19 protein-coding genes are annotated in these 22294 nt (G+C 72.6%); 14 read left to right on the forward strand and 5 right to left on the reverse strand.

Features of this window, described 5'->3' with window-relative positions; genetic code table 11:
• The first annotated feature begins 203 nt into the window (after positions 1–203).
• The 9 genes from PV682_RS18500 to PV682_RS18540 all read left to right on the forward strand — a co-directional run bounded on the left by PV682_RS18500 (position 204) and on the right by PV682_RS18540 (position 11592).
• Positions 204–1298 carry a DUF3344 domain-containing protein gene (locus tag PV682_RS18500; protein WP_319731141.1) on the forward strand — a complete coding sequence of 365 codons (1095 nt, stop codon included), beginning with the start codon at positions 204–206 and terminating at the stop codon, positions 1296–1298.
• A gap of 54 nt (positions 1299–1352) precedes the next feature.
• On the forward strand, positions 1353–2531 hold the full coding sequence (locus tag PV682_RS18505) for a glycosyltransferase (protein WP_319731143.1): 1179 nt from the start codon (positions 1353–1355) through the stop codon (positions 2529–2531).
• Positions 2528–3928 (forward strand): exopolysaccharide biosynthesis polyprenyl glycosylphosphotransferase, encoded by a 1401-nt coding sequence (locus PV682_RS18510; protein ID WP_319731145.1) that lies wholly within the window; start codon positions 2528–2530, stop codon positions 3926–3928. The genes PV682_RS18505 and PV682_RS18510 overlap by 4 nt, the downstream gene beginning before the upstream one ends.
• Positions 3929–3933: 5 nt before the next feature.
• Positions 3934–5241, forward strand: coding sequence for an O-antigen ligase family protein (locus PV682_RS18515; protein ID WP_319731147.1), 1308 nt, complete (start codon positions 3934–3936; stop codon positions 5239–5241).
• A gap of 917 nt (positions 5242–6158) precedes the next feature.
• Positions 6159–7898, forward strand: a complete 1740-nt coding sequence (gene murJ, locus PV682_RS18520) for a murein biosynthesis integral membrane protein MurJ (protein ID WP_319731149.1) — start codon at positions 6159–6161, stop codon at positions 7896–7898.
• Entirely contained in the window at positions 7882–8628 is a 747-nt protein-coding gene (locus tag PV682_RS18525) for a polysaccharide deacetylase family protein (protein WP_319731151.1), read from the forward strand. Before murJ ends, PV682_RS18525 begins: the two co-directional genes overlap by 17 nt.
• Positions 8625–9758 (forward strand): glycosyltransferase, encoded by a 1134-nt coding sequence (locus PV682_RS18530; protein ID WP_319731152.1) that lies wholly within the window; start codon positions 8625–8627, stop codon positions 9756–9758. The genes PV682_RS18525 and PV682_RS18530 overlap by 4 nt, the downstream gene beginning before the upstream one ends.
• On the forward strand, positions 9755–10489 hold the full coding sequence (locus PV682_RS18535) for a YveK family protein (protein ID WP_319731154.1): 735 nt from the start codon (positions 9755–9757) through the stop codon (positions 10487–10489). Before PV682_RS18530 ends, PV682_RS18535 begins: the two co-directional genes overlap by 4 nt.
• Complete coding sequence (locus PV682_RS18540) at positions 10486–11592, forward strand: GNAT family N-acetyltransferase (RefSeq protein WP_319731156.1); 1107 nt, start codon at positions 10486–10488, stop codon at positions 11590–11592. The genes PV682_RS18535 and PV682_RS18540 overlap by 4 nt, the downstream gene beginning before the upstream one ends.
• A 28-nt stretch (positions 11593–11620) precedes the next feature.
• Here PV682_RS18540 and PV682_RS18545 read toward each other — a convergent pair whose 3' ends face one another.
• Positions 11621–12955 (reverse strand): glycoside hydrolase family 26 protein, encoded by a 1335-nt coding sequence (locus tag PV682_RS18545; protein ID WP_319731158.1) that lies wholly within the window; start codon positions 12953–12955, stop codon positions 11621–11623.
• 172 nt (positions 12956–13127) lie between these two features.
• On the opposite strand from PV682_RS18545, the gene PV682_RS18550 reads away from it, so the two are divergent.
• Complete coding sequence (locus PV682_RS18550; RefSeq protein ID WP_319731160.1) at positions 13128–14534, forward strand: carboxylate--amine ligase; 1407 nt, start codon at positions 13128–13130, stop codon at positions 14532–14534.
• Complete coding sequence (locus PV682_RS18555) at positions 14534–15856, forward strand: NAD(P)/FAD-dependent oxidoreductase (RefSeq protein WP_319731162.1); 1323 nt, start codon at positions 14534–14536, stop codon at positions 15854–15856. Before PV682_RS18550 ends, PV682_RS18555 begins: the two co-directional genes overlap by 1 nt.
• A gap of 81 nt (positions 15857–15937) precedes the next feature.
• Here PV682_RS18555 and PV682_RS18560 read toward each other — a convergent pair whose 3' ends face one another.
• From PV682_RS18560 to PV682_RS18570, 3 genes are all read right to left on the reverse strand, one after another.
• Positions 15938–16912, reverse strand: coding sequence for a chaplin (locus PV682_RS18560; protein WP_319731165.1), 975 nt, complete (start codon positions 16910–16912; stop codon positions 15938–15940).
• Positions 16913–17078: 166 nt separating this feature from the next.
• Positions 17079–17306: a chaplin gene (locus PV682_RS18565; RefSeq protein WP_109362607.1), complete on the reverse strand. Its 228-nt coding sequence runs from the start codon at positions 17304–17306 to the stop codon at positions 17079–17081.
• Positions 17307–17566: 260 nt separating this feature from the next.
• The gene (locus tag PV682_RS18570; protein ID WP_055722898.1) at positions 17567–17977 is read right to left on the reverse strand and encodes a rodlin; all 411 of its coding nucleotides are present in this window, start codon (positions 17975–17977) and stop codon (positions 17567–17569) included.
• A gap of 222 nt (positions 17978–18199) precedes the next feature.
• On the opposite strand from PV682_RS18570, the gene PV682_RS18575 reads away from it, so the two are divergent.
• From PV682_RS18575 to PV682_RS18585, 3 genes are all read left to right on the forward strand, one after another.
• Entirely contained in the window at positions 18200–18601 is a 402-nt protein-coding gene (locus tag PV682_RS18575; RefSeq protein WP_055722897.1) for a rodlin, read from the forward strand.
• A gap of 102 nt (positions 18602–18703) precedes the next feature.
• Positions 18704–19777: an LCP family protein gene (locus PV682_RS18580; protein ID WP_319731166.1), complete on the forward strand. Its 1074-nt coding sequence runs from the start codon at positions 18704–18706 to the stop codon at positions 19775–19777.
• Positions 19778–19883: 106 nt separating this feature from the next.
• Positions 19884–20291 carry a rodlin gene (locus PV682_RS18585; protein WP_010355662.1) on the forward strand — a complete coding sequence of 136 codons (408 nt, stop codon included), beginning with the start codon at positions 19884–19886 and terminating at the stop codon, positions 20289–20291.
• A 57-nt stretch (positions 20292–20348) separates the two neighbouring features.
• Here PV682_RS18585 and PV682_RS18590 read toward each other — a convergent pair whose 3' ends face one another.
• The gene (locus PV682_RS18590; RefSeq protein ID WP_319731169.1) at positions 20349–22271 is read right to left on the reverse strand and encodes an AMP-dependent synthetase/ligase; all 1923 of its coding nucleotides are present in this window, start codon (positions 22269–22271) and stop codon (positions 20349–20351) included.
• Positions 22272–22294: the final 23 nt, after the last annotated feature.

Here is a 22294-nt window from a genome sequence, read left to right on the forward strand (position 1 = left end):
AACGCGCGGCGCCCTGAGGGGTTGTGCGGCCAATGGGGTGATGTGGCGCCGGTCCGACTTTCACCATTCCGACACACTTGACCGCTATCACCGTATTAGTCCGAATACGGTCTAGAGTTGCGGCCCATCCGACGCACCCCTATAAGCCAGCAAATCGCACTGCGGACTCACCCCGCAGGTTCCCCGAAAGGGCCATGCCGGTCATGCGCACTCCCACGGCTCCGCTGCTGCGCCGCGCGACGGTGGGCGCCCTCGCCCTCGCCGCCCTCTGGAGCGCCGGCTCGGCGCTCGCCGCCCCGCCCGCACCGCCGGCCGCCGCCGAGGCCCCCGCCCTCCCGTTCGCCGAGCGCTACCGCGCCACCCAGCACGGCGGCATCGTCCGCGCCGCGAACACCTCGATCACCTGCCGCGCCCAGGCACCCGGCTGCGCCGAGGTGCGGGACGGGCGGCTCCCGGGCGCCAACAGCGACTTCGACATGTTCTACGTCGACGTCGACGACGACCCGAACACCTACAACTCCTCCCGCGCCGAGGTCCGCCTCCCGGAGGGCTCGCGCGTCACGTACGCCCGCCTCTACTGGGGCGGCAACCTGCGCGTCGGCGAGCAGAAGCCGCCGAAGGACAACGGCCGCGTCCTGATCGCCGAGCCCGGCGGCTCCTACAAGGCGCTCCTCGCCGACACGGTCGTGGGCCACCGGGTCGCGGGCGGCGCCGACGCCTTCCAGGCCTCCGCGGACGTCACGAAGCTCGTCCGGGAGAGCGGCGAGGGGCTGTACACGGTCGCACAAGTCAACGTGGCGATGGGCAGGTCGAAGGCCGGCGCCTGGGGCGGGTGGACGCTCGTCGTGGCGTACGACAATCGCAGCGAACCCCTCCGCCACCTCTCCCTCTGGGACGGCTTCGACACCCTGAACGGAAAGCGGGGGCACGAAGTGACACTCAAGGGGCGCGCGCTGGCGGCGCACGCGGGCGGGTACGCCGGGCTCGTGGCCTACGGCGGCACCCCCGGCCGAACGGGTGACTCGCTCGTGTTTTCGACGGGGAAGGGCCGCGAGACCGCGCTCAAGAACGCCGCCAATCCGGCCGGCGACGTACTGAACTCCACGATCAGCGAGCCGGGGGAGGCTCCGGCGGCGCGTGAACCGGCGTACGCGAGCACCCTCGGCTACGACTCCGACGTGTTCGATCTGAGCGAGGGTTTGCGGCGCGGTGGTGACCAGGCGGCCTTCCGTCTCGTTTCCTCCCGGGACGCGGCGTGGGCCGGCGCGGTCTTCGTCGCCGTCGACGCCCGGCAGTAGTCAGGCGCGTTCCCGCCCGTCCCGAGCGTCGTCCGTGAGCGAGGAAACCGCGCCATGCACCAGTCGGTACCCGAAGCCGGTCCCCGGGTCCTGCACGTCACCCAGCCCGTGGACGGCGGAGTCGCCCGCGTCGTCCGGGATCTGACGGTCCTTCAGCTCGCCGCCGGGTGCCAGGTCACGGTCGCCCTCCCCGACAGCCCGCTCGCCGCCGACCTGGCCGCGCTGGGGGCCGTCGTGCGCCGGTGGGAGGCGGCCCGCGCGCCAGGGCCCTCGCTGGGCCCGGAGGTTCGGCGGCTCGGGCGTGTACTGCGGGACGTGCGGCCGGAGTTGGTGCACGCGCACTCCGCGAAGGCCGGTCTCGCCGGGCGGCTCGCGGTGCGCGGGCGGGTGCCGACGGTGTTCCAGCCGCACGCCTGGTCGTTCGAGGCCGTCGACGGGGCCATGGCCGCGCTCGCCCTCAACTGGGAGCGGTTCGGGGCGCGTTGGGCGCACCGGCTGGTGTGCGTGAGCGAGGGCGAGCGGGCGGCGGGCGAGCGCGCCGGGATCGCCGCCCGGTACCAGGTGATCCCCAACGGCATCGACACCGGCCGCTTCCACCCCGCCCCCGTGGACACCGTCCGCGCCGCCCTCCTCCCGGACGTCGACCCGGCCGCGCCGCTCGTGGTGTGCGTGGGGCGGCTGTGCCGGCAGAAGGGCCAGGACGTGCTGCTCGCGGCGTGGGAGCCGGTCGTCCGGCAGGTGCCGCGAGCCCGTCTCGTGCTGGTCGGGGACGGCCCGGACCGGTCTCAACTCGCCCTTCGCGCACCGGAGTCGGTGACGTTCGCCGGTGCCGTCGAGGACACCGCCCCCTGGTACCAGGCCGCCGATCTGGTCGTCCTGCCGTCCCGCTGGGAGGGCATGGCGCTCGCCCCGCTGGAGGCGATGGCGTGCGGCCGGCCGGTGGTGGTGACCGACGTGGCCGGCGCCCGCGAGAGCCTGCCGCCCGCGCTCGCCGAACGATGCCTGGTGCCGCCCGGGGAGCCCGCCGCGCTGGCGGGCGCGGTCACCGGCCTGCTGCTCGACCCCCTGCTGCGCGAGTCCCTCGGCTCCCGGGGCCGCCGGCACGTCCTGTCCACACACGACGTGCGGCGCAGCGCCGGGACGGTCGCGGAGCTGTACCGCGAACTCCTGGGCGGCGAGCGGCCGTTGCCGCGCGTCGAGCCCACCGAGTGCAGGGAGTCCATCCACTCGTGACCGCCGAAAGCACCGTCCCCTCCCCCGGTTCGCCCGTCTCCGTCATCCCGCGCCGCGACAGCGGTACGGGGTTCCGGTTCCCGGTACGGCGGCCCTCGGCGCGGCCCGCGTCGCCGCTGCCGCTGCTGCTGGCCGACCTCGCCGCCGTGGCCGCCGGTCTCCCCGCGCTCGCCGAGGCGCAGCGCCGGCCTCTGCTGGTCGGGGTGCTGGTGGCGGCGACGATACTTCTGCGGCCCCAGCGGGCACGGCCCGTCGCGGGGGTGCTGGACGAACTCCCCGCCGTCTGCGGGCGGATCGCGGTCGCCTGGCTGCTGCTCGCCGCCCTCGTCGCCGCGAACTCCCCCGAGGACGCACTGAGTTGGGGGACCCTCGGGTTCGGGTGCGCGGCGCAGGCGGGTGCCGCGTGCGCCGGGCGGTCGCTGGTGCACCACCGGCGCCGTCGGCTGCTGGCCCGCCGGCCGCGTGCCGCGCTCGTCGTGGGCCCCGCCGCCACCGCGCAGAAGGTCGCCGCCGCCGTCCTGCGGCAGCCCCGGTGCGGGGTCGAGCCGGTCGGGATCGTCGCCGAACAGGGCGGCGGGAGCGGCGGGTTGCCGGTTCTGACGACTGGTCAGGACGTGCAGATGGCGGTCGTGCAGAACGGGGTGCGGGACGTCCTGTGCGTCGACCCGGCCGTACGGGTCAGGCAGGCGCCGCTGCTGCGGGCGCTCGCGGAGTCCGGGTGCGCGGTGTGGGAGGTGGACGCGGAGTCGCCGTCGTACGCCTCGCGCGACCAGCTCGCCGGGTACGCGCGCCGGCCGCTGGACCTGGGGTCGCGGCGGCGGGGCAGCGCCGGCAAACGGTTGCTCGACGTTGCCGTCTCCGGGGTTCTGCTGCTGCTGATCAGCCCGTTGCTGCTGGTGTGCGCGGTGGTGCTGCGGCTGACCGACGGGCCCGGGGTGGTGTTCCGGCAGGAGCGGATCGGGAAGGACGGGCGGCCGTTCACGCTGCTGAAGTTCCGCACGTACCGGCCCGCCGACGAGCACGAGTCCGCGACGCGGTGGAGTGTCGCCGGGGAGCGGGAGATGAGCCCGTTCTGCCGGTTCCTGCGGCAGACCTCGCTGGACGAGTTGCTCCAGCTGTGGAACGTGCTGCGCGGGGACATGAGCCTCGTCGGGCCGCGTCCCGAACGGCCGTACTTCGTCGGGCAGTTCAGCCAGACCTACCCCGGTTACGCGGCCCGGCACCGGATGCGGGCCGGGATCACCGGGCTCGCCCAGATCAACGGGCTGCGCGGGGACACCTCGATCGAGGACCGGGCCCGCTTCGACAACGCCTACATCGACAACTGGTCGCTGTGGCAGGACGTCTGCATCCTGCTGCGCACCGCCGCCGCCTTCGTCCGTCCGACCGGGAGCTGACGCCGATGGCCCTCGCCCTGCCCCTCACGCCGCCCCGGTCCTTCTCGCCGGTCCTGCCGGTCGCCGCCGTGATCGCGCTCATCGCCCTGCCCGTCGCGCCCGGCGGCGAAGGGGGTGCCGGGCCCGCCGACGCGCTCTCCGCGCTCGTCGTCCTCTTCTGCGTCGTACGGCTGCTGCGGCAGCGGGCCCGGCCGCTGTCCCGGCGGGCCGCCGTGCTCTTCGGGATGCCGGTCGCCGGGCTCACGCTCGCCGCGCTCGGCGCGTCCTCCGCGAGCGCCGGGATGTCCGGGCTCGGGCGCTACCTCCAGGTCTTCGTCCTCGTCCCCGCCGCCGTCCTCCTCCTCATCCGCGACGCCCGCGACTTCCGGCTCCTCGCCTGGTCCTTCGTCGGCCTCGCCGGGTGGCAAGGGGCCGTCGGCGTCCACCAGTTCGTCACCCACACCGGGGCGTCCTACCAGGGCGAGGAGATCCGGGCGGTCGGCACGTTCGGGCCCCAGGACGTCATGGGGATGGCGACCGTCGTGTCCTTCGGGCTGATCTGCGCGGTGGGGCTCGCGCTGGGGCGGTCGGTGCGGCGGGAACGCCTGATCGCGGCGGCGTGCGCGGGCGCGCTGCTGATTCCGCTGGCCCTGTCCTTCAGCCGGGGCGCCTGGATCGCCACGGCGCTCACCTGCACGGTCCAGCTGGTGCTGGCGGGACTGCGAAGGGCCCTGAAAGTGGGGGCGGTTGTCGTCTCCCTCGGCATCATCCTCGTCGGCGGCCTCGGCGTCGGCTCCGCGATGCTCCAGGAGCGGGTCAGCAGCATCACCCAAGTCACCGACACCCCGGACCAGTCCGTCACCGACCGCTACACCATGTGGGCCGCCGCGATCGGCATGTGGCGCGAACACCCCCTGACGGGCGTCGGCTTGAAGGGCTTCCCCGAACACCGTGACGCGCACGCCTCGTTGGCACTGTCCTCCGGCAGCGACACGGAGGGCGCCGGCTCGGGGTACGTGAAGCAGCCCCTCCTGTCCCCGCACAACATGTACCTGCTGATCCTCAGCGAACAGGGCCTCCTCGGCCTGCTGGCCCTCGCGGGCGGCTGGCTGGCCCTCCTGACCTGCGCCCTGCGCAACCTGGCCCGCGCGCATAAGCGCCAACAAGGCTCCCTCGACTGCGCGTTGATCGCCTGCGGGCTGTCGGTGTGGCAGCTCACGGACTTCATGTACGCGGACATCGGCGGACCGTCGACAGTCCTCACAGCGATCTGCGTCGGCTTGATCGCATGGTGGGGCCTCGCCGCCCACTCCGAGGGGGCCAGCGCCCGATGACGGTGCCCCCTTCCCGAACACCCCGAACGGACAGCCCGGCGCAGGAGGTTGCGCGGGAGCCGTCCACCGGGGCGTTCGGAACGCCGGAGCCGGACACCGAGGAACTGACCGAGGTCCGGGCATCGTCCAACGCGGAGCCAAGAACGGGCACCGAACCACTGGACGAGGCCACCGCCCGGGCCCAGACCGAGCCCTCCACGAAAACCGGGCACCCGCGCCCAACCACTGCGTGGGCGGAAGCCGGAACACCAGGGCGAGCCACCGTACGGGCAAAGGCCGAGGCCGCGCCGGGAGCCGAACCACCGAGCCGAACCACCGCGTGGGCGGAAGCCGACACCGCTCTGGGAGCCGGCCGACCGAACGCAAGCACCGCGCCAGCGGAAGCCGGGACACCAGGCGGAGCCGCCCTGCGGGCAAAGGCCGGAGCCGAACCACCGAGCCCAGCCTCCGCGCGCGCCGGAAGCCGGCCGCCGAGCGGAGCCGCCGCGCAGGCGAGGGCCGGGGCCGCGTCGGAGGCCGGATCGCTGAGCGGAGCCACCGCGCCAGCGGAAGCCGAGACACCAGGCGAAGCCGCCCTGCGAACAAAGGCCGGAGCCGAACCACCGAGCCCAGCCTCCGCGCAGGCCGGAACCCGGCCGCCGAGCGGGGCCGCCGCGCAGGCGAGGGCCGGGGCCGCGTCGGAGGCCGGATCGCTGGGCGGAGCCACCGCGCCAGCGGAAGCCGAGACACCAGGCGGAGCCGCCCTGCGGGCAAATCCCGGAGCCGCGCCAGGAGCCGAACCACCGGGCCCAGCCTCCGCGCGGGCCGGAACCCGGCCGCCGAGCGGAGCCGCCGCGCGTGCCGAGTTCGATGGGGGGCGCTGTGCCGCCCCGGACATCGAGCGGTATGGGGGAGTCGAGGCGTGGGGCAGCGGTGGTGTGTCGGCTCGTGGCAGCGTCGCGGGTTCCGATGGCGCTCGTCTCCGGAGGGCCCCCGCGCGCCCTGCTGGCAAGCCGGTTCCCGATCACCCGGCCGACAGGCCACACCCCGGCCAGAGTGCCCCCTCTTCGCCCCCCGGTCAGCGTGCCCCCCGCCCCTCCCAAGCCGCGCACCCCACCGGCAAGTTCCTCGCCAAAGCCGCCGTTCTCACCGCAGCCCTCTCCATCGCCGGGTCCCTCCTCGGGCTCGTCCGGGATCAGGCGCTCGCCCGGCTCTTCGGGGCCGGGCAGGAGACCGACGCGTTCCTCGTCGCCTGGACCGTGCCGGAGTTCGCGGCGACGCTGCTGATCGAGGACGGGATGGCGTTCGCGCTGATTCCGGCGTTCAGCATGGCCTTGGCGCGGAAGGCGCAGGGTGCCTCGGGGGACCCTGTGCGGGCGCTTGTCGCCGGGACCCTGCCGAAGTTGTCGCTCGCGTTCATGGGCGTCGGGGCGATTGTCGCCGGGCTCGCACCCCAGGTCGTCGACGCGCTCGCGCCCGGCTTGTCCAACCCCCGACTCGCCGTCGACTGCACCCGGTTGACGGCGACGTGCATCGTCAGCTTCGGGCTGGCGGGATATTGCAGCGCCGCCCTCCGCGCACACCGCAAGTTCGGCGCCCCCGCCGCGATCTACGTCGCGTACAACATCGGCATCATCGCCGGGATGTTCGTGCTGGGCGAGCACTGGGGGGTGCGGTCGGCCGCCGCCGGGGTCGCGGTCGGCGGCGTGCTCATGGTCCTCGTGCAACTGCCCTCGCTGCTCAAGCAGTTGACCAGCAAAGCCGCCACGGAGGACAAGCGCGCCGGGCAGGAGCCCCAGGCCCTGAACACCGCCCTCCTCGCGACCGTCCTGCTGTTCGCGCTGTGCCGCCAGTCGCAGGTGCTGATCGAGCGGTTCCTCGCGTCCCGGCTCCCCGAGGGGGCCATCTCGCATCTCAACTACGCCCAGAAGGTGGCGCAGATGCCGATGCTGCTGTCGATGATGCTGATCACGGTGACGTTCCCCGTGGTCGCGAGGGCGCTGGCGGAGGGGGACACGGAGCGGGCGAGGAAGCGGGTCGAGAGCGACCTCGCGCTGGCGACCTGCGTCGTCCTCCTCGGCACGGCGGCCGTCGTCGCCTGTGCCCCGCAGATCATCCAACTCCTGTTCCAGAAGGGCGCGTTCACCCCGGAGGACACCGCGGCGACCGCGCAGGTGATGCGCGTGTACGCGCTGGGCCTGCTGGGCCAGACCCTCACCGGCGTACTCGTGCGCTCGTACTTCTCGGCGGGCCGCCCGAGCTGGTACCCGGTGGGCGCGATGGCCGCGGGGATCGTGGTGACGTCGTGGATCGGCGCGCTGAGCGTGGGGAGCCTGGGGGTCACCGGCATCGCCGTGGCGAACGCGGCGGGCATCTCGGTGACCGCGCTGGTGCTGCTCGCGGGGATGGGCCAACGGAGTGTCCCGGTCCATGTCCGGGGCGTGCTGCGCGAGTTGAGCCGGCCGCTGCGCGCCGCGCTGGTCGCGACGGTCCTCGGCGCGTACGCGGCGGGCCACGTCACCGGCGGGCCGATCGCGGGGGCGTTCGCCGGGGGGCTGACCGTGACCGCCGTCTTCCTCGTCCTCGGCTGGGCGCTGGACGCCCAGGGGGTCGAGCCCGTCCTCAGCTCCGTCCGTTCCGCATCCCGAAGGCTGGCAGCCCATGTCCGTTCCCGTTGAGACCAGAAGCAGACGCCGGACACCCAACTCCCTTCCCTGGGTGGCGATGTACCACTCGGTGGGCGACTGCTCCGACGACCCGTACCGCATCACCGTCACCCCGGAGCGCCTCGCCGCGCAGCTCGCCTGGTTCGCGCGCGGCGGCCTGAGGGGCGTCTCGATGGCCGAGCTGCTCGCGGCCCCCGACCGCACCGGCCTGATCGGCCTCACCTTCGACGACGGCTACACGGACTTCGTCGAACGCGCGCTCCCCGTCCTGCGCGCGCACGGCATGAACGCGACCCTCTTCGTCCTCCCCGGCCGCCTCGGCGGCGACAACGCCTGGGACCCGCTGGGCCCCCGCAAGCCCCTCCTCACGGCGGACGGCATCCGCGAGGCGGCGGCCCAGGGCGTAGAAATCGGTTCCCACGGCCTTACCCACGTCGACCTGACGAAGGCGGACGACGAGACGCTCGCGGCGGAGACCGAACAGAGCCGCGACCAGCTAAGTGACCTCCTGGGAACCGATGTCGACGGTTTCTGCTACCCCTACGGCACGATCGACGAGCGCGCCGTGACGGCCGTGCGCGACGCCGGTTACGCCTACGCCTGCGCGATCGACCCCGGCCCGCTGAACGGCGTCCACGCCCTCCCCCGCGTGCACATCGGCCAGAACGACACCGCCGCCCGCCTCTTCCTCAAGCACCGCCTGCACCGGCTGCGCCGGCGTCCGGTGGAGGGCCTGCGGTGAGGGCGCTGCACATCATCACGGGCCTGGGCACGGGCGGCGCCGAGCAGCAACTGCGGCTGCTGATCCGGCACTTGCCGGTCGAGTGCGACGTGGTGACGCTCACCAACCCGGGCGCGGTCGCCGACGGCCTGATCGCGGACGGGGTGCGCGTCACGCACCTCGGCATGTCCGGCAACCGCGACCTGGGCGCGCTGCCCCGCCTGGTGAAGCACATCAGGGCCGGCGGCTACGACCTCGTCCACACCCACCTGTACCGCGCCTGCGTGTACGGCCGGCTCGCGGCGCGGCTCGCGGGGGTGCGGGCGATCGTGGCGACCGAACACTCCCTGGGCGACGCGCAGATGGAGGGCCGCAGCCTCACGCAGGGTGTGCGCGCCCTGTACCTGGCGAGCGAGCGGCTGGGGCGTTCGACGGTCGCCGTCTCCCCCACGGTCGCCGACCGCCTGCGCCGCTGGGGCGTGCCCGCGCCGCGCATCGAGGTCGTCCCGAACGGCATCGACCTGGACCGCTTCCGCTTCGACCCGGTGGCCCGCCACCGCACGCGCCGCCGCCTCGGCCTGCCCGAGGGCGCGTACGTGATCGGCGGCATCGGCCGGCTGAGCGCCGGGAAACGTTTCGACGTCCTGATCGAGGCCCTGGCCCAACTCCCGGACGACCACTGGCTGTTGCTGGTGGGCGGCGGCCCCGAGGAGAGCGTGCTGCGGCGCACAGCGCACGAAGTGGGCGTCGCCGACCGGGTGTTGTTCACCGGCGAGCGCCCGTACGTCCCGGACGGCTCCCCCGGCCCCGACCTGCCGTCGCTGACGTCGGCGATGGACGTCCTGGCGTCCCCCTCACCGGACGAGGCGTTCGGCCTGGCGGCCGTGGAGGCGCTCGCCGCCGGTCTGCCGGTGCGGTACGCATCGTGCCCGGCGATCGAGGACCTGCCCGGCCAGGCCCCGGACGCCCGCCAAGTCCCGTGCGGCGCCGCAGAGTTCGCGGACGCCCTGCGCCGACCCCCGACCTGTGGCCCGCGCACCCCGCCCGAGGCCGCCCGCCACTACGACATCGCCCGCAGCGCCGCACGCCTCATGGACGTCTACACGACCACCCTCTCCGTCCCGTCACCCCAGAAAGCCACCGCCACATGACCGAGAACACCTCCCGCCGCCCGGCCCTCCTCACCCGCGCCAAGGCCCTCCCGCCCTGGACCCTGCTCGCCGCCGGCGCCCTCGCCGGTGGCCTCGCGGGCGGCGCGTACGGCGCGCTGAAGCCGCCCGTCTACACGGCGACCGCGTACGTCGTCGCCGTCCCCGCCGAGAAGTCCGACCCGTCCTCCGCGCTGGGCTTCGCGCAGGCGTACGGCCGGGTCGCGACGCAGCTCGCGGTGCTCGGCGACGCCCAGGTGTGGGCCGGGGTGCCGGTGGACACGCTCCGCAAGAGCGTGCAGACGGCGACCTCGCCGGACGCGCCGATGGTGTCGATCACCGCGACCTCGGGCCGCGCGGACCTCGCCGCCGACATGGCGAACGCGGTGTCGCGGGCGCTGACCCAGCACGCGAAGGGCAGCGAGAAGACGACGAACGTCGAACTCCAGCAGTTCGCAAGGGCGTTGAAGCCGACCGACCCGTCCTCGCAGTCCCCGGCGGTCACCGGCCTGGTCGGCGCGAGCGCGGGCGGGCTGCTGGGCGGGCTGGTGCTGCTGGCCCGCCCGAAGCGGGGCACCAAGGCGGCGACGCGTACTTCGGAAGAGACGCGGGCGCCGGAAGAGACGCGGGCGGCGGAGAAGAAGCGGACCGCCGAGGAGACGCGGACCACCGAGGACGCCAAGACCTCTGTCCCCGGCCCGGCCCTCGCCGCCGACGTCCACGGGGCACGATGAACGCCGAACTGGTCACGGACGAGGCCCAGTTCGCCGCCCTCGCCGCTGACTGGGCCGACCTGTACGGGCGTTGCGCGACGGCGACCCCGTTCCAGAGCCACGCCTGGCTGCACTCCTGGTGGCTGTCCTACGGCAGGCGCGGCCGACTGCGCCTGCTCCTGGTGCGCGGCGGAAACGGCCAACTCCTCGCCGCCGCGCCCCTGATGGCCGTACACAGTCCGTTCCCCTCGCTCGTGCCGCTGGGCGGGGCGATCTCCGACTACGGGGACGTCCTGGTCGACGACGAGCGCGCGGAGGAGGCCGTCGCCGCGCTCACCGAAGGGCTCGCGGCGGCGGCGCGCACCGCGCTGATCGACTTCCGCGAGGTGCGTCCGGGGGGTGCCGTGGAGCGGGTGTACGAGCACTGGCGGGGGCCGCGCCGACGGGTCGGGGACTCGGTGTGCCTGGAGCTGCCGGCCGTGCCCATGGAGGAGCTGGTGGCGCGGCTGCCGTCCGCGAAGGCGCAGCGCGTGCGGGCCAAGCTGCGCAAGCTGACCTCGCTCGGGGTGGAGCGCAGCGTCGTACCGGCCGACGGCGTGGACGCGGCGCTGCGGCGCCTGCTCGAACTGCACCGACTCCAGTGGCAGGGCCGGAAGGTGACGTCCGAGCACCTGCAACAGCGGTTCTGCGACCACCTGGTGAGGTCGGTGGGGCCGATGGTGCGGTCGGGGGACGCGGTGGTGACCGAGTTCCGGCTCGACGACGACGTCGTGGCCGTCGATCTCACGCTGCTGTCCCGGGAGTTGGCCGGCGGCTATCTGTACGGGGCGCATCCGCGGCTGCGGGAGCGGAAGGCGGACGTGGCGGTGATGCTGCTGGACGCGTGCGCCGAGCACGCCCGCAAGCCGCCCCGGGGTGCGTTGAGCCTGCTGCGCGGGAACGAGCCGTACAAGCACCACTGGCGGCCCGAACCCGTCGTCAACCAGCGGCTGTTGCTCGCCCGGCGCCGCACCGCGCCGCTGTTGTCGGCGGCGCTGTGCGACGTGGCGGCCCGGCGGCGCGGCAAGGAGTTACTGCACCGCTGGGAGTCCTTCAGGGAGCGGTCCGGTGGCGGCGGGAGTTGAGCGTGTGAGCCCGCCGCCACCGGCCGGGTCACCGGTTGCGGGAGAACCAGTCGAACTTCAGGCAGAGCTTCCCGCCGAGCCAGTGCTCGACCCAGCTGCCGAGGTCGACCGGCGAGCAGTCCGGCCGCGGGTCCACCGGAGGCACCACAGGGGGCTCCACCGGGGGTGTCACCGGAGGCGTGACCGGCGGCGTGACCGGCGGCTCGACCGGGGTGACCGGCTCGTCGATCCGGCCGGACAGCATCGACCGGTAGACCTCGGAGGAGCGCGGGTTCGATCCGCACTGCCACACGCCGTGCGGGCAGTAGTCGGTGACGGTGTTGTACAGCGGTTTGTGCTCGTCCATCCAGGCGAGCATGCGCCGCATGTACTCCGGGTTGTCGCCGTTGCGGAAGAGTCCCCATTCCGGATAGGAGATGGCCTTGTTGTGGGATTTCGCGAAATCCACGTGGCTCTGAAGGCCGTAGGGCTCCGTCACCTGTTCGTCGAACGTCCGGCCGGTCGGCTGGTCGTACGAGTCCATTCCGACGATGTCGACCGTGTCGTCACCGGGGTAGCACTCGGTCCACGGAACGGCGTCCCGGCCCCGGCTCGGCGTGAAGTCGAACTTGAACTGCTGGCCCGGCACCGAACGCATGGTGGTGACGATCCTGTTCCAGTACGTCTTCCACGTCTGCGGGTCGGGGCCGCACCGATGGGTGTACGTCGTGCCGTTCATCTCCCAGCCGAGCACGATCACCGTGTCCGGCACCTTCAGGGCGACGAGGCGTTCGGCGAGGGCCTTGTAGTGGTGGTCGAACTGTCCGGCGGCGCCCTGCCGCAGCAGCCGGCGCACCTCGGTGTCGGAGACGCCCTCCTCGTTGCGCTCCAGCATCGGCACGTTGAGGACGAACATCCGGTCGTCCTTCTCGCGCCGCCAGTCCGCCCACACGTCGAGGAAGCCGGGGGCGCCCTCGATGTTGCTCCACCGGTCGCCCGGCAGGTAGGTGTGGCCGACCTTCAGCTCCGACCCGCCGAGCCACCGGCTCAGCTCGGCCATCCGGGACACGCCCCGGGGGCCGTAGTCGAGGTAGGCGCCGAAGGCGGGGTACTTCTTGGCGGGGGCCGCCGGGTCCTTCGGAGGTACTACGGGGTCTACGGGTACGGGGGCCGGCGCCGGGCTCTCGACGGGGGGCGTGCCCTCCTCGTCGTCCCCCCACCACCCGTCGCGCTCCCACCACGCGGGAGCGGGAGGATCGGCGCGCTGCACCACCCCCGCACTCGCGGCGAAACCAGGACCGGAGGCCAGGGCGGCCGATACGACGACTGCCGTCGCGACGACGGCCAGCCGCCGGGACCGGGCGCGTCGCTTTCGTGGGGCCATGCCTGCTCCTTTCTCCACTCACACGCGTGATGACCGCGCCATTCGCGCGTTATGACAGCGTCAGGAATTCCTGACAGACAGTCACATGTAAGTCATACGAAAAGGAAGTACGCCACCGCCGTTACGGCTTTCGAGTGGTCCACTCGCCCGCATCGGTGAACGAACCGAAGGAATGCCCGTGCCCCTGCTCGACACCCGCGTCCCCGCAGTGCTGCTGCGGATCGACCGGAATCCTTTTCACCACGGAACGCTGGGTGCCGTGCGCTCGCTCGGCCGCGCCGGGGTCGAGGTCCACCTCGTCGCGGACGTGGCGGGAAGCCCCGTACGCCACTCCCGGTTCGTACGGCAGCTGCATCCGCCGCCGCTGCCCGGGGCCGCCGACGCGGAGATCGCGGCCGTGCTGCTGCGGGTCGCGGCGCGTGTGGAGCGGCCCGCCGTGCTGATCCCGATGGACGACGCGGGCGCGGTCGCGGTGAGCCGGCTGCGCGCGGAGCTGGCGCCCGCGTACCTGCTGCCGCAGCAGCCCGGCGAGCTGCCCGGACGGGTCGCGGACAAGGCCGAGCTGGCGCGGCTGTGCCGGGCGACGGGCGTCCCGCATCCCGAGACGGTCGTCCCGGAGAGCGAGGCACAGGCGGCGCAGGCCGCGTGGCGCCTGGGCCTGCCGGTGGTCGCGAAGTGGAGCAGGCCGTGGCTGCTGCCCGACGGGAGCGGACTGCGCAGCACGGTCGTCCTGCGCTCCCCCCAGGAGGCGCGCGAGCTGTATCTCCGTACCGAGGAAGCGGGCTGCCGCCTGCTGCTCCAGGAGTTCCTGGCGCCCGGCACGGGCCTGGACTGGTTCTTCCACGGGTACGCCGACCGCGCCGGCGCCGTCCGCGCGGGCGGGCCCGGCCGCAAGCTGCTGTCCTGGCCGCGCGGCGCCGGGCTCACGGCCGTCGGCGAGTGGGCGCCGAACGCCACCGTGACCTCGCTCGCCGAGCGCCTCACCGGCGACCTCGGCTACCGGGGCATCCTCGACCTCGACTTCCGGCGCTGCGCCGCCACCGGCCGCTACCACCTCCTCGACTTCAACCCCCGCCCCGGCGCCCAGTTCCGCCTCTTCACCGACGCGGCGGGCCTCGACGTCGTCCGCGCCCAGCACCTCGACCTCACCCACCGCACCCTTCCGCCGGGCACCCCCCGCCCCGGCCGCGCCTTCGTCGTCGAGAACTACGCCCCCCTCACCGCCCTGCGCCCCGCCCCGCACGGCCGCGAACTCGCCTGGTACGCCCCCGACGACCCCGCCCCGGGCCACGCCATGTGGGGCCTGTGGTGCCGCCACGTCGCGACCCGGCTCGCCCAGCGCCTGCGGTGGACGGCCCCGGGGTCCGGCGGTACGGGGGGTATGAGGCGTCCTGGGGTACGCCTCCGGGTCGTACGGCAGTCGCCCTCACCGCCGGTATCCCGTACCGGGCTACCTCAGGGGGACGCCCGTCCGGCGTCACTCCCAGGTCTCACGGGTACGACGGCCTCCCCCTCGGCCTCCCCCCACACCCCTGCGAACACTCCTCCGACCGACGACTCGAAAGCGAGCAGTTGCTGATGTTCGATCTGCTGGTGGTGGGTGCGGGCCCGTACGGCCTGTCCATCGCGTCCCACGCCGCGTCCGCCGGGCTGAGCCTGCGCGTCTTCGGCCGGCCCATGGCGTCCTGGCGCGACCACATGCCGCGCGGCATGTTCCTCAAGTCGGAGCCGTGGGCGTCCAACCTGTCCGACCCCGCCGCGCGCTGGCGCCTCGACGTGTACGGCGACAAGCGCGGCGTCTCCGTGCGGCACGGCGAGCCGATCCCGGTGGAGATGTTCGCCGAGTACGGCCTGTGGTTCGCCCGCAACGCCGTCCCCGAGGTGGATGAGCGGACCATCGTCCGGATCTCCCCGCACCCCGGCGGCTTCGAGGCGGTGACCGACGACGGGGAGACCGTCCACGCCCGTACGGTCGCCCTCGCGGTCGGCGTCATGCCGTTCGTGGAGATCCCCGCCGCGCTGCACGGCGCCTCCCCCGGCCTCGTCACCCACAGCAGCCACCACAGCTCCCTCGACCGCTTCCGGGGCCGCGACGTCACCGTCATCGGCGGCGGCCAGGCGGCCCTGGAGACCGCCGCGCTCCTGGTCGAACAGGGCACGAAGGTACGGGTGCTGGCGCGCGCGGACCGGCTCGACTGGAACGACGTCCCGCCGCCCTGGGAGCGGCCCTGGTGGCAGTCCCTGCGCTCGCCGCACAGCGGGCTGGGCTGCGGGTGGCGGAACTGGTTCTACTCCGAGCGGGCCGGCTGGTACCGGCGCCTGCCGGAGGAGACCAGGGCCCGGATCGCCGCCGACGCCCTTGGCCCGGCGGGGGCTTGGTGGGTACGGGACCGGGTGGAGGGGGTGGTGGAGGTCCTGCTGGGCCACGAAGTCACGGCGGCGGAGGGGAAGTTGACGAACTCTGCTGCCGGCAAAGGCAAGGTGAGGTCCAAGAAGACCGAACCAGCCGCCGAGAAGCTCACGTTGGAGGTCTCCAACACCTCCGGCCGCACCCGGTCCATCGAGACCGACCACGTCATCGCGGCCACCGGCTTCAAGGCCACCCGCGACCGACTCGCCCTCCTCTCCCCCGAGTTGCGCGGTGCCCTCGCCGAAGCGGCCGACGGATCCCCTTCCGTGGGACGGGAGTTCGAGTCCTCCTGGCCCGGCCTCTTCCTGGCCGGCCTGGTCACCGCCTCCGGCTTCGGCCCCGCGATGCGCTTCGTGCACGGCGCGACCTTCACGTCCGGCACCCTCGTACGAGGCGTACGGCGCCGGCTGCGCACCGGGGTGCCCGGCGGGGCGGTCCCGGCGCCGGGGCGGAGCGGGGAACGCGGCGCGGCGGACACCGTACGGCGTTGATCCCAGGGCCGGTTGGGCCCCGAAACGCGGGTGCCGGCCGCTTCGAGGAGCGTCCGGCACCAAGGTTGTGCGAGGGGTTCGTCACCGACGGGCAGCGGCCCTGCCACGTCGGTAGAGAACGGCGCCGCCCGCGATCATCGCGGCGCTGAAACCCGCGGCGGCGAGCAGGTCGCTCGTACCGGTGTGGGCCAGGACGGGCGGCTTGGCGGGGGGCTGGTCGTTGCCGGTGGGCGGCTGATCGTTGCCCGTCGGAGGCTGATCGTTGCCCGTGGGCGGCTGGTCGTTCCCCGTGGGGGGCTGGTCGTCGCCCGTCGGAGGCTGATCGTTGCCCGTCGGAGGCTGATCGTTGCCCGTGGGCGGCTGGTCGTTGCCCGTGGGGGGCTGGTCGTTGCCCGTCGGAGGCTGATCACCGCCACCCGGAGGCTGGTCATTGCCAGTGGGCGGCTGGTCGCCACCGCCCGGGGGCTGGTCGTTCCCCGTCGGGGGTTGGTCGCCACCGCCGGGCGGCTGCTCGCACGTCTCGCCGTTGGAGTCCGGCCCGCCGATCACGTCCCCGGGGTTGTCGCAGACGTCCCCGCCGGGCGGCTGGTCGTTGCCGGTCGGCGGCTGGTCACCCCCGCCCGGGGGCTGGTCGTGCCCCGACGGGGGCTGGTCACCGCCGCCGGGCGGCTGCCCGGTCCCGTACCCCGAGTCGTCGTCGGAGTCGTCGGAGTCGTCGACCCCGTACCCGTGATCGCCGCCGTAGGACCCGTACCCCCCGTACGACTCGTCGTCATCGTCCGCCCCGTACCCGGCATACTTCTGAGCCACCCCCGGATAGGACCCGCAGGAGTTGCCGAAGGTCGGGTTGAAGCCGGCTGCCGCGTCGGCCGTGTTGCCGCACGCGTTGACCGGTACGTCGACAGGGACCTCGACGTTGTTGCCGGACAGGACACCGGGCGAGCCGGTCGTGGTGCCGCTGGTGTGCGAGTCGGCGAACGCCGGGCTGCCGCACAGGGACAGAATGCTCGTCGCGGCAGCCGCCGCGACCATTCCCCTGCTCAGGGTCTGTCGCAATCTCGTTGTCTTCCTGCTCGAACTGCCATGAATGCTGGACTCGGCGTGAACGGACTCGACGAGGGCCACGACTGGCGCGAGAGTGCCGAAGGCCGGCCTCGGAACGTTGGGCAGGTGTCCAAGGCCGGCCTTCGACCAAGCCGTTCAGCCTGGTGTGACGGATACGTCAGTCGTTGACGCAGGTGTTGCCGAACGCCGGGTTCAGGCCCGCGATCACGTTGACCGTGTTGCCGCAGACGTTGACCGGGACGTGCACCGGGATCTGGACGACGTTGCCGGAGAGGACACCCGGCGAACCGATGGCCGCACCCTCGGCGCCCGCGTCCGCGAAGGCCGGAACCGCACCGCCGAGGGCCAGTACCAGACCCGCGATGACAGCAGCGCTCTTCTTCATGTCTATCCCTTCTCCGTGGTCATGCCTCCCATGACCTACAGGCTGCAAACGAGAGATAGACAGCGAAAGAAACTGAGCAACATGGGCCGAACGGGAATTCACTCGAACGCATTCATACAATCAGCACTTCGGAGTGACAGAACGATTCTTCGCAACCCCTCTCCACAAGGAAGTAAAGCGAATTGACGGCGTGTCACACAGAAACGCCCGGACGGCCCGCACGCAGAACGGACCGCCCGGACGCGCCACACCGGCGGACGTCAGCCGTTGGAGACGCCGTTGCCCGAGAGCGCCGAGATATCGCTCAGGATGTGCGACAGCGGCTCGTCGCCCTTGGCCTGCGTCGAGTTCTCGACGCACTGCTGGTTCTGCGGGGCCGACAGGATCGGGATGTCCTGGACGGCGATCGGCACCACGCCGACGACGGAACCGACGTTGGCCTTCAGCGGCACGCCGGCGCAGAGCTTGTTGACCGAGCCCTGGACCAGGGTGGCCTGGGGGCTCATGTCGCCCTTGGTCACCGAGTTGCCGAACGCGGACTGCGCGCCGTTGCCGCTGGCCGAGGTGGTCCCGCTGTCGTCCCCGATGGCAAGCGCCTGGGGGGCCACCGCCGCGCTCGCGCCGACGACGGACGCGGCTACCGCCGCCACGGCCATTGCCTTCTTCAGCATTTCGCTCTCTTCTCTTTCCCGATCCCGGCCGTGGAGCCGGGACCATGTGCCTGCCCCCGACACAACAGCGGACACGGGAATTGGTTGCGGCACGTCACCCGATCGGTTTTCCGACACGCCGGTCTTGAGCCGTACGGGTGAATGAGGGAAACCGTGAGGCCCTTTCGTCGGTTGATCAGCGCACTCCGGTGGACGGGGTTTCTCCAGAAGGGACTTACTCACGTGATCAAGAAGGTACTCGCCGCTGCCGCTGTCGCCGCGTCCGTCGTCGGCGCGGGCGCCGGCCCGGCCCTCGCCATCGGCAACGACCACGGCACGACCTCCGCGAGCGGCAACGGCGCCTCCCAGGCGTTCGGCAACTCGGCGACCTACGGCAACATGAGCCCGCAGATGGCCCTGATCCAGGGTTCGCTGAACAAGCCCTGCATCGGCCTGCCCGCCAAGGTCAACGCCGGTTCGATCGTCGGCCTCGTGCCGATCGCGGTCCAGGACATCAACGTCCTGTCCTCCCCGCAGAACCAGCAGTGTGTCGAGAACTCGACGCAGGCCAAGGGCGACGAGCCGCTGTCGCACATCCTCGACGACATCTCGGTCCTCGCGGGCAACGGCGCGGCCAACCACTGAGCCGTCGAACGGGTTCACTTCGCTGAGCCCAGGGGCTGATTTCCGCCCCACCGCAGCGGGCCGCCGGTCTTCCGGCGGCCCGTTTTGCTTACGGTGCGCCGCGTGACGAGCGACAGAGCATCGAACCCAGCAGAGAGAAACCTTTCGCCACTCCTACGGCCGTCCCGGCGCCGCCTCGCCTGCACGGCCGTCGTCCTCACCACCGCCGGCACCCTCCTCGCCGGCGCCGCCCTCCCCGCCGCGCACTCCGCGCCCCGCCGCCCCCTCAACATCCTCATCCTCGGCACCGACGAGCGGGACACCATCACGGCCGCCGAGAAGCGCCGCTTCCACGCGGGCGGCGAGCCCTGCGGCTGCTCCGACGCGATGATGCTGGTGCACCTCTCGGCCCGCCGGGACCGGGTCAGCGTCGTCGGCCTGCCCCGCGACTCGCTCGCGACGATCCCGGCGTACCGCGACGACGCGGGCCGTACCCGCCGCGCGCACCCCGCGAAGCTCAACTCCGCCTACCAGGAAGGCGGTCCGGAGCTGGCGGTGAAGACGGTGGCGGCGCTGACGGGCGTACGGATCGACACGTACCTCCAGGTGGACTTCCGGCGCTTCATGGACACCGTGGACCAGGTCGGCGGTGTCGAGGTGTGCACGCCCCGGCGGCTCAGGGACTCCGCGACCAAGATGGATCTGCGGCCCGGCAAGCACCGGCTGCGCGGTGGTCCGGCGCTTCAGTACGTGCGTTCGCGGCACTTCGACAACAGCGCCGACCTCGGCCGTATCCAGCGTCAACAGCGGTTCCTGGTGCAGGCGTTGCGCGGGCTCCAGGCGCGTAGGCTGCTCGCCGACCCGGTGCGTACCGTCAAGTGGGCGCGCACGCTGCTGGGTTCGGGGCCGCAGGGGTTCGGGGCGGCCGAACAACTCGTGCGGCTGGCCGGTGAGTTGCGCAAGGTGCCGGTGGGGGCGACGGAGTTCACGACCGTGCCGATCGCCGGTTTCAACCCCGTGCGCAGGGACGTCGGTTCGACGCTCGCGTGGGACGGGAAGAAGGCGCGGGCGGTGTTCTCGAAGCTCGCCAAGGACCAGCCACTGCTGGCTAAGCGGGCGAATCCGCGGCCGAAGGACCCGCCGAGTCTGGTGGGGGCGCCGGTGCCGGTGCGCGGGAGCGCGTACGCGTGCAGGTAGTGCGCTGCGCCGAACGGGTCATCCTGCGCAACCTCAGGCGGGGACCGACCGTTCTCGATCACGCAGCTCCTCCCCCGGAGTCCGCTTTTCGAAGGGAACAAGAACCATGAAGAAGCTGTGGGCAACCGCCGCTGTAGCCGCGTCCGTAGCCGGTATCGCCGCCGGTGCCGCGCCTCAGGCGCTGGCCATCGGTGACGACAGCGGGACCACCTCCGCCAGCGGCAACGGCGCCTCGCAGGAGTTCGGCAACTCCGCCACCTTCGGCGACATGAGCCCGCAGCTCTCGCTGGTCCAGGGCTCGCTCAACAAGCCCTGCATCGGTCTGCCGGCGAAGATCAACGCCGGTTCGATCGTCGGCCTCGTGCCGATCGCCGTCCAGGACATCAACGTCCTGTCGGCGCCGCAGAACCAGCAGTGTGTCGAGAACTCCACCCAGGCCAAGGGTGACGAGCCGCTGTCGCACATCCTGGACGACATCTCCGCCCTGTCGGGCAACGGCGCGGCCAACGGCTGAGCCGTCCCGCTCCCGTCGTACGGCGGGTCACCGGTCTTCCCGGTGGCCCGCCGTCCGTCATTTCTTGCGGTAGATCGCCTCGACGTGCTCCGCGTACGCCTGGAGTACTACGTCCCGCTTCACCTTCAGGGACGGCGTCAGCATCCCGTTCGCCTCGGTGAACTCGCCTTCCACCAGCGTGAATTCGCGGATCGACTCGGCGCGGGAGACGGCCTGGTTGGCGTAGTCGACGGCCTGTTGGACGGTCTCGCGCATCCTCGGGTCGGCGGCGATCCGCTCGAACGGGGTGTCGGCGGGGAGCCCCCGTACGGCGAGCCAGTGGGCGACCGCGTCCGGGTCGAGGGTGATCAGCGCGGCGATGAAGGCGCGGTTGTCGCCGACGACCAGGCACTGGCCGACGGGGGCGCGGCTGCGGAGGCGGTCCTCCAGGACGGCCGGGGAGACGTTCTTGCCGCCGGAGGTGACGAGGAGATCCTTTTTCCGGCCGGTGATGGTGAGGTAGCCGTCGTCGTCGAGCGCGCCGAGGTCGCCGGTCTCGAACCAGCCGTCTTTCAGGACCTCTTGGGTCGCCTCGGGGTTGTTCCAGTAGGCGCGGAACACCGCGCCGCCCTTGATCAGGACCTCGCCGTCGTCGGCGATGCGGATCGCGGTGCCGGGGACCGGGCGGCCGACCGTGCCGGGGCGGGGTTCCAGCGGCGGGATCATCGTCGCGGCGGCCGTCGTCTCCGTCAGCCCGTACCCCTCGTAGACGATGATCCCGGCGGCCTGGAAGAAGAGGTTGAGGGTGCGGTCGAGCGGACTGCCGCCGCTGATCGCGTAGTTGAGGCGGCCACCGAGTTCCTTGCGGATACGGCGGTAGACCAGTACGTCGTACAGGGCCCAGGCGGCGTACAGCTTGAGACCGGGGCCCTTGGGGGTCTGGTTCAGGAACTTGGCGAGGTACGCCTCTGCGAACCTGACGCCGATGCGTTCGGCGCGGTCGAAGGAGGCGCCTCGGCCGATCTTCTCGGCGGTGGCGCGGCCGGTGTCGTGGATGCGCTCGAAGAGGTAGGGGACGCCTACGAGGAAGGTGGGTCTGAACTCCTTGAGGGCCGGGCGGAGTTCGTCGGGTTTCACGCTCGGGAAGTGGCCGACCTCGATGCGGCCGGTGAGGCAGGCGATCTGGAGGACGCGGCCCATGATGTGCGCGAGGGGGAGGAAGAGGAGGGTGGAGGCGGTGCGGCCGGTGACCGCCTTGAAGACGGGGTGGAGGAGTTCGAGGACGTTGCCCGCCTCCTCGTGGAGGTTGGTGTGGGTGAGGACGCAGCCCTTGGGTCGTCCCGTCGTACCTGAGGTGTAGCAGATGGTCGCGGTGGCGTCGGGGGTGAGTTCCCTGCGGCGCTTGACGACCTCGTCGTCGTCCACCTCGCGGCCGAGGTTCTTGAGGTCGGCGAGCGCGCCCGCGTCCAGCTCCCAGAGGCGGGGGTCGCGGCCGGTGGTGGCCTTCACGACCGTGGCGGTGTTCGCGGGGTTCTCGGTGATGACGTGCCGGGCGCCGGAGTCCTGGACGATCCACTCGACCTGTTCGGCGGAGGAGGTCGCGTAGACGGGGACGGTGACGCCGCCCGCGGACCAGATCGCGAAGTCGAGGACCGTCCACTCGTACCGGGTCCTCGACATCACCGCGACCCGGCCGCCGGGTTCGACGCCGGCCGCGATCAGGCCCTTCGCGACGGCGGTGACCTCGGCGGCGAACTCCGTCGCGGTGATCGGGCGCCAGGTTCCCGCGGAGTCGCGGCGGCGGAGGATCACGTCGGCGGGGGCCTCGGCGGCGTTCTTGTACGGCAGGTCCGCCATGCTGCCGGTCGTCAGGGGGGCCGTGAGGGAGGGGACCGCCGCCTCGCGGACCGTGCCGGTGCCGTCCCGGACCAGGTCCAGGGCGGTACGGGCCGCGAGGTCGGTGCGCCGCTTGGCTTTCCTGAGGTCCCTGCGTACGCCCATGACGGCTCCCCTGACTTCAACTG

The organism is Streptomyces niveiscabiei, from assembly GCF_033794345.1.
In the GTDB taxonomy this organism is placed as follows: Bacteria; Actinomycetota; Actinomycetes; order Streptomycetales; family Streptomycetaceae; genus Streptomyces; species Streptomyces niveiscabiei.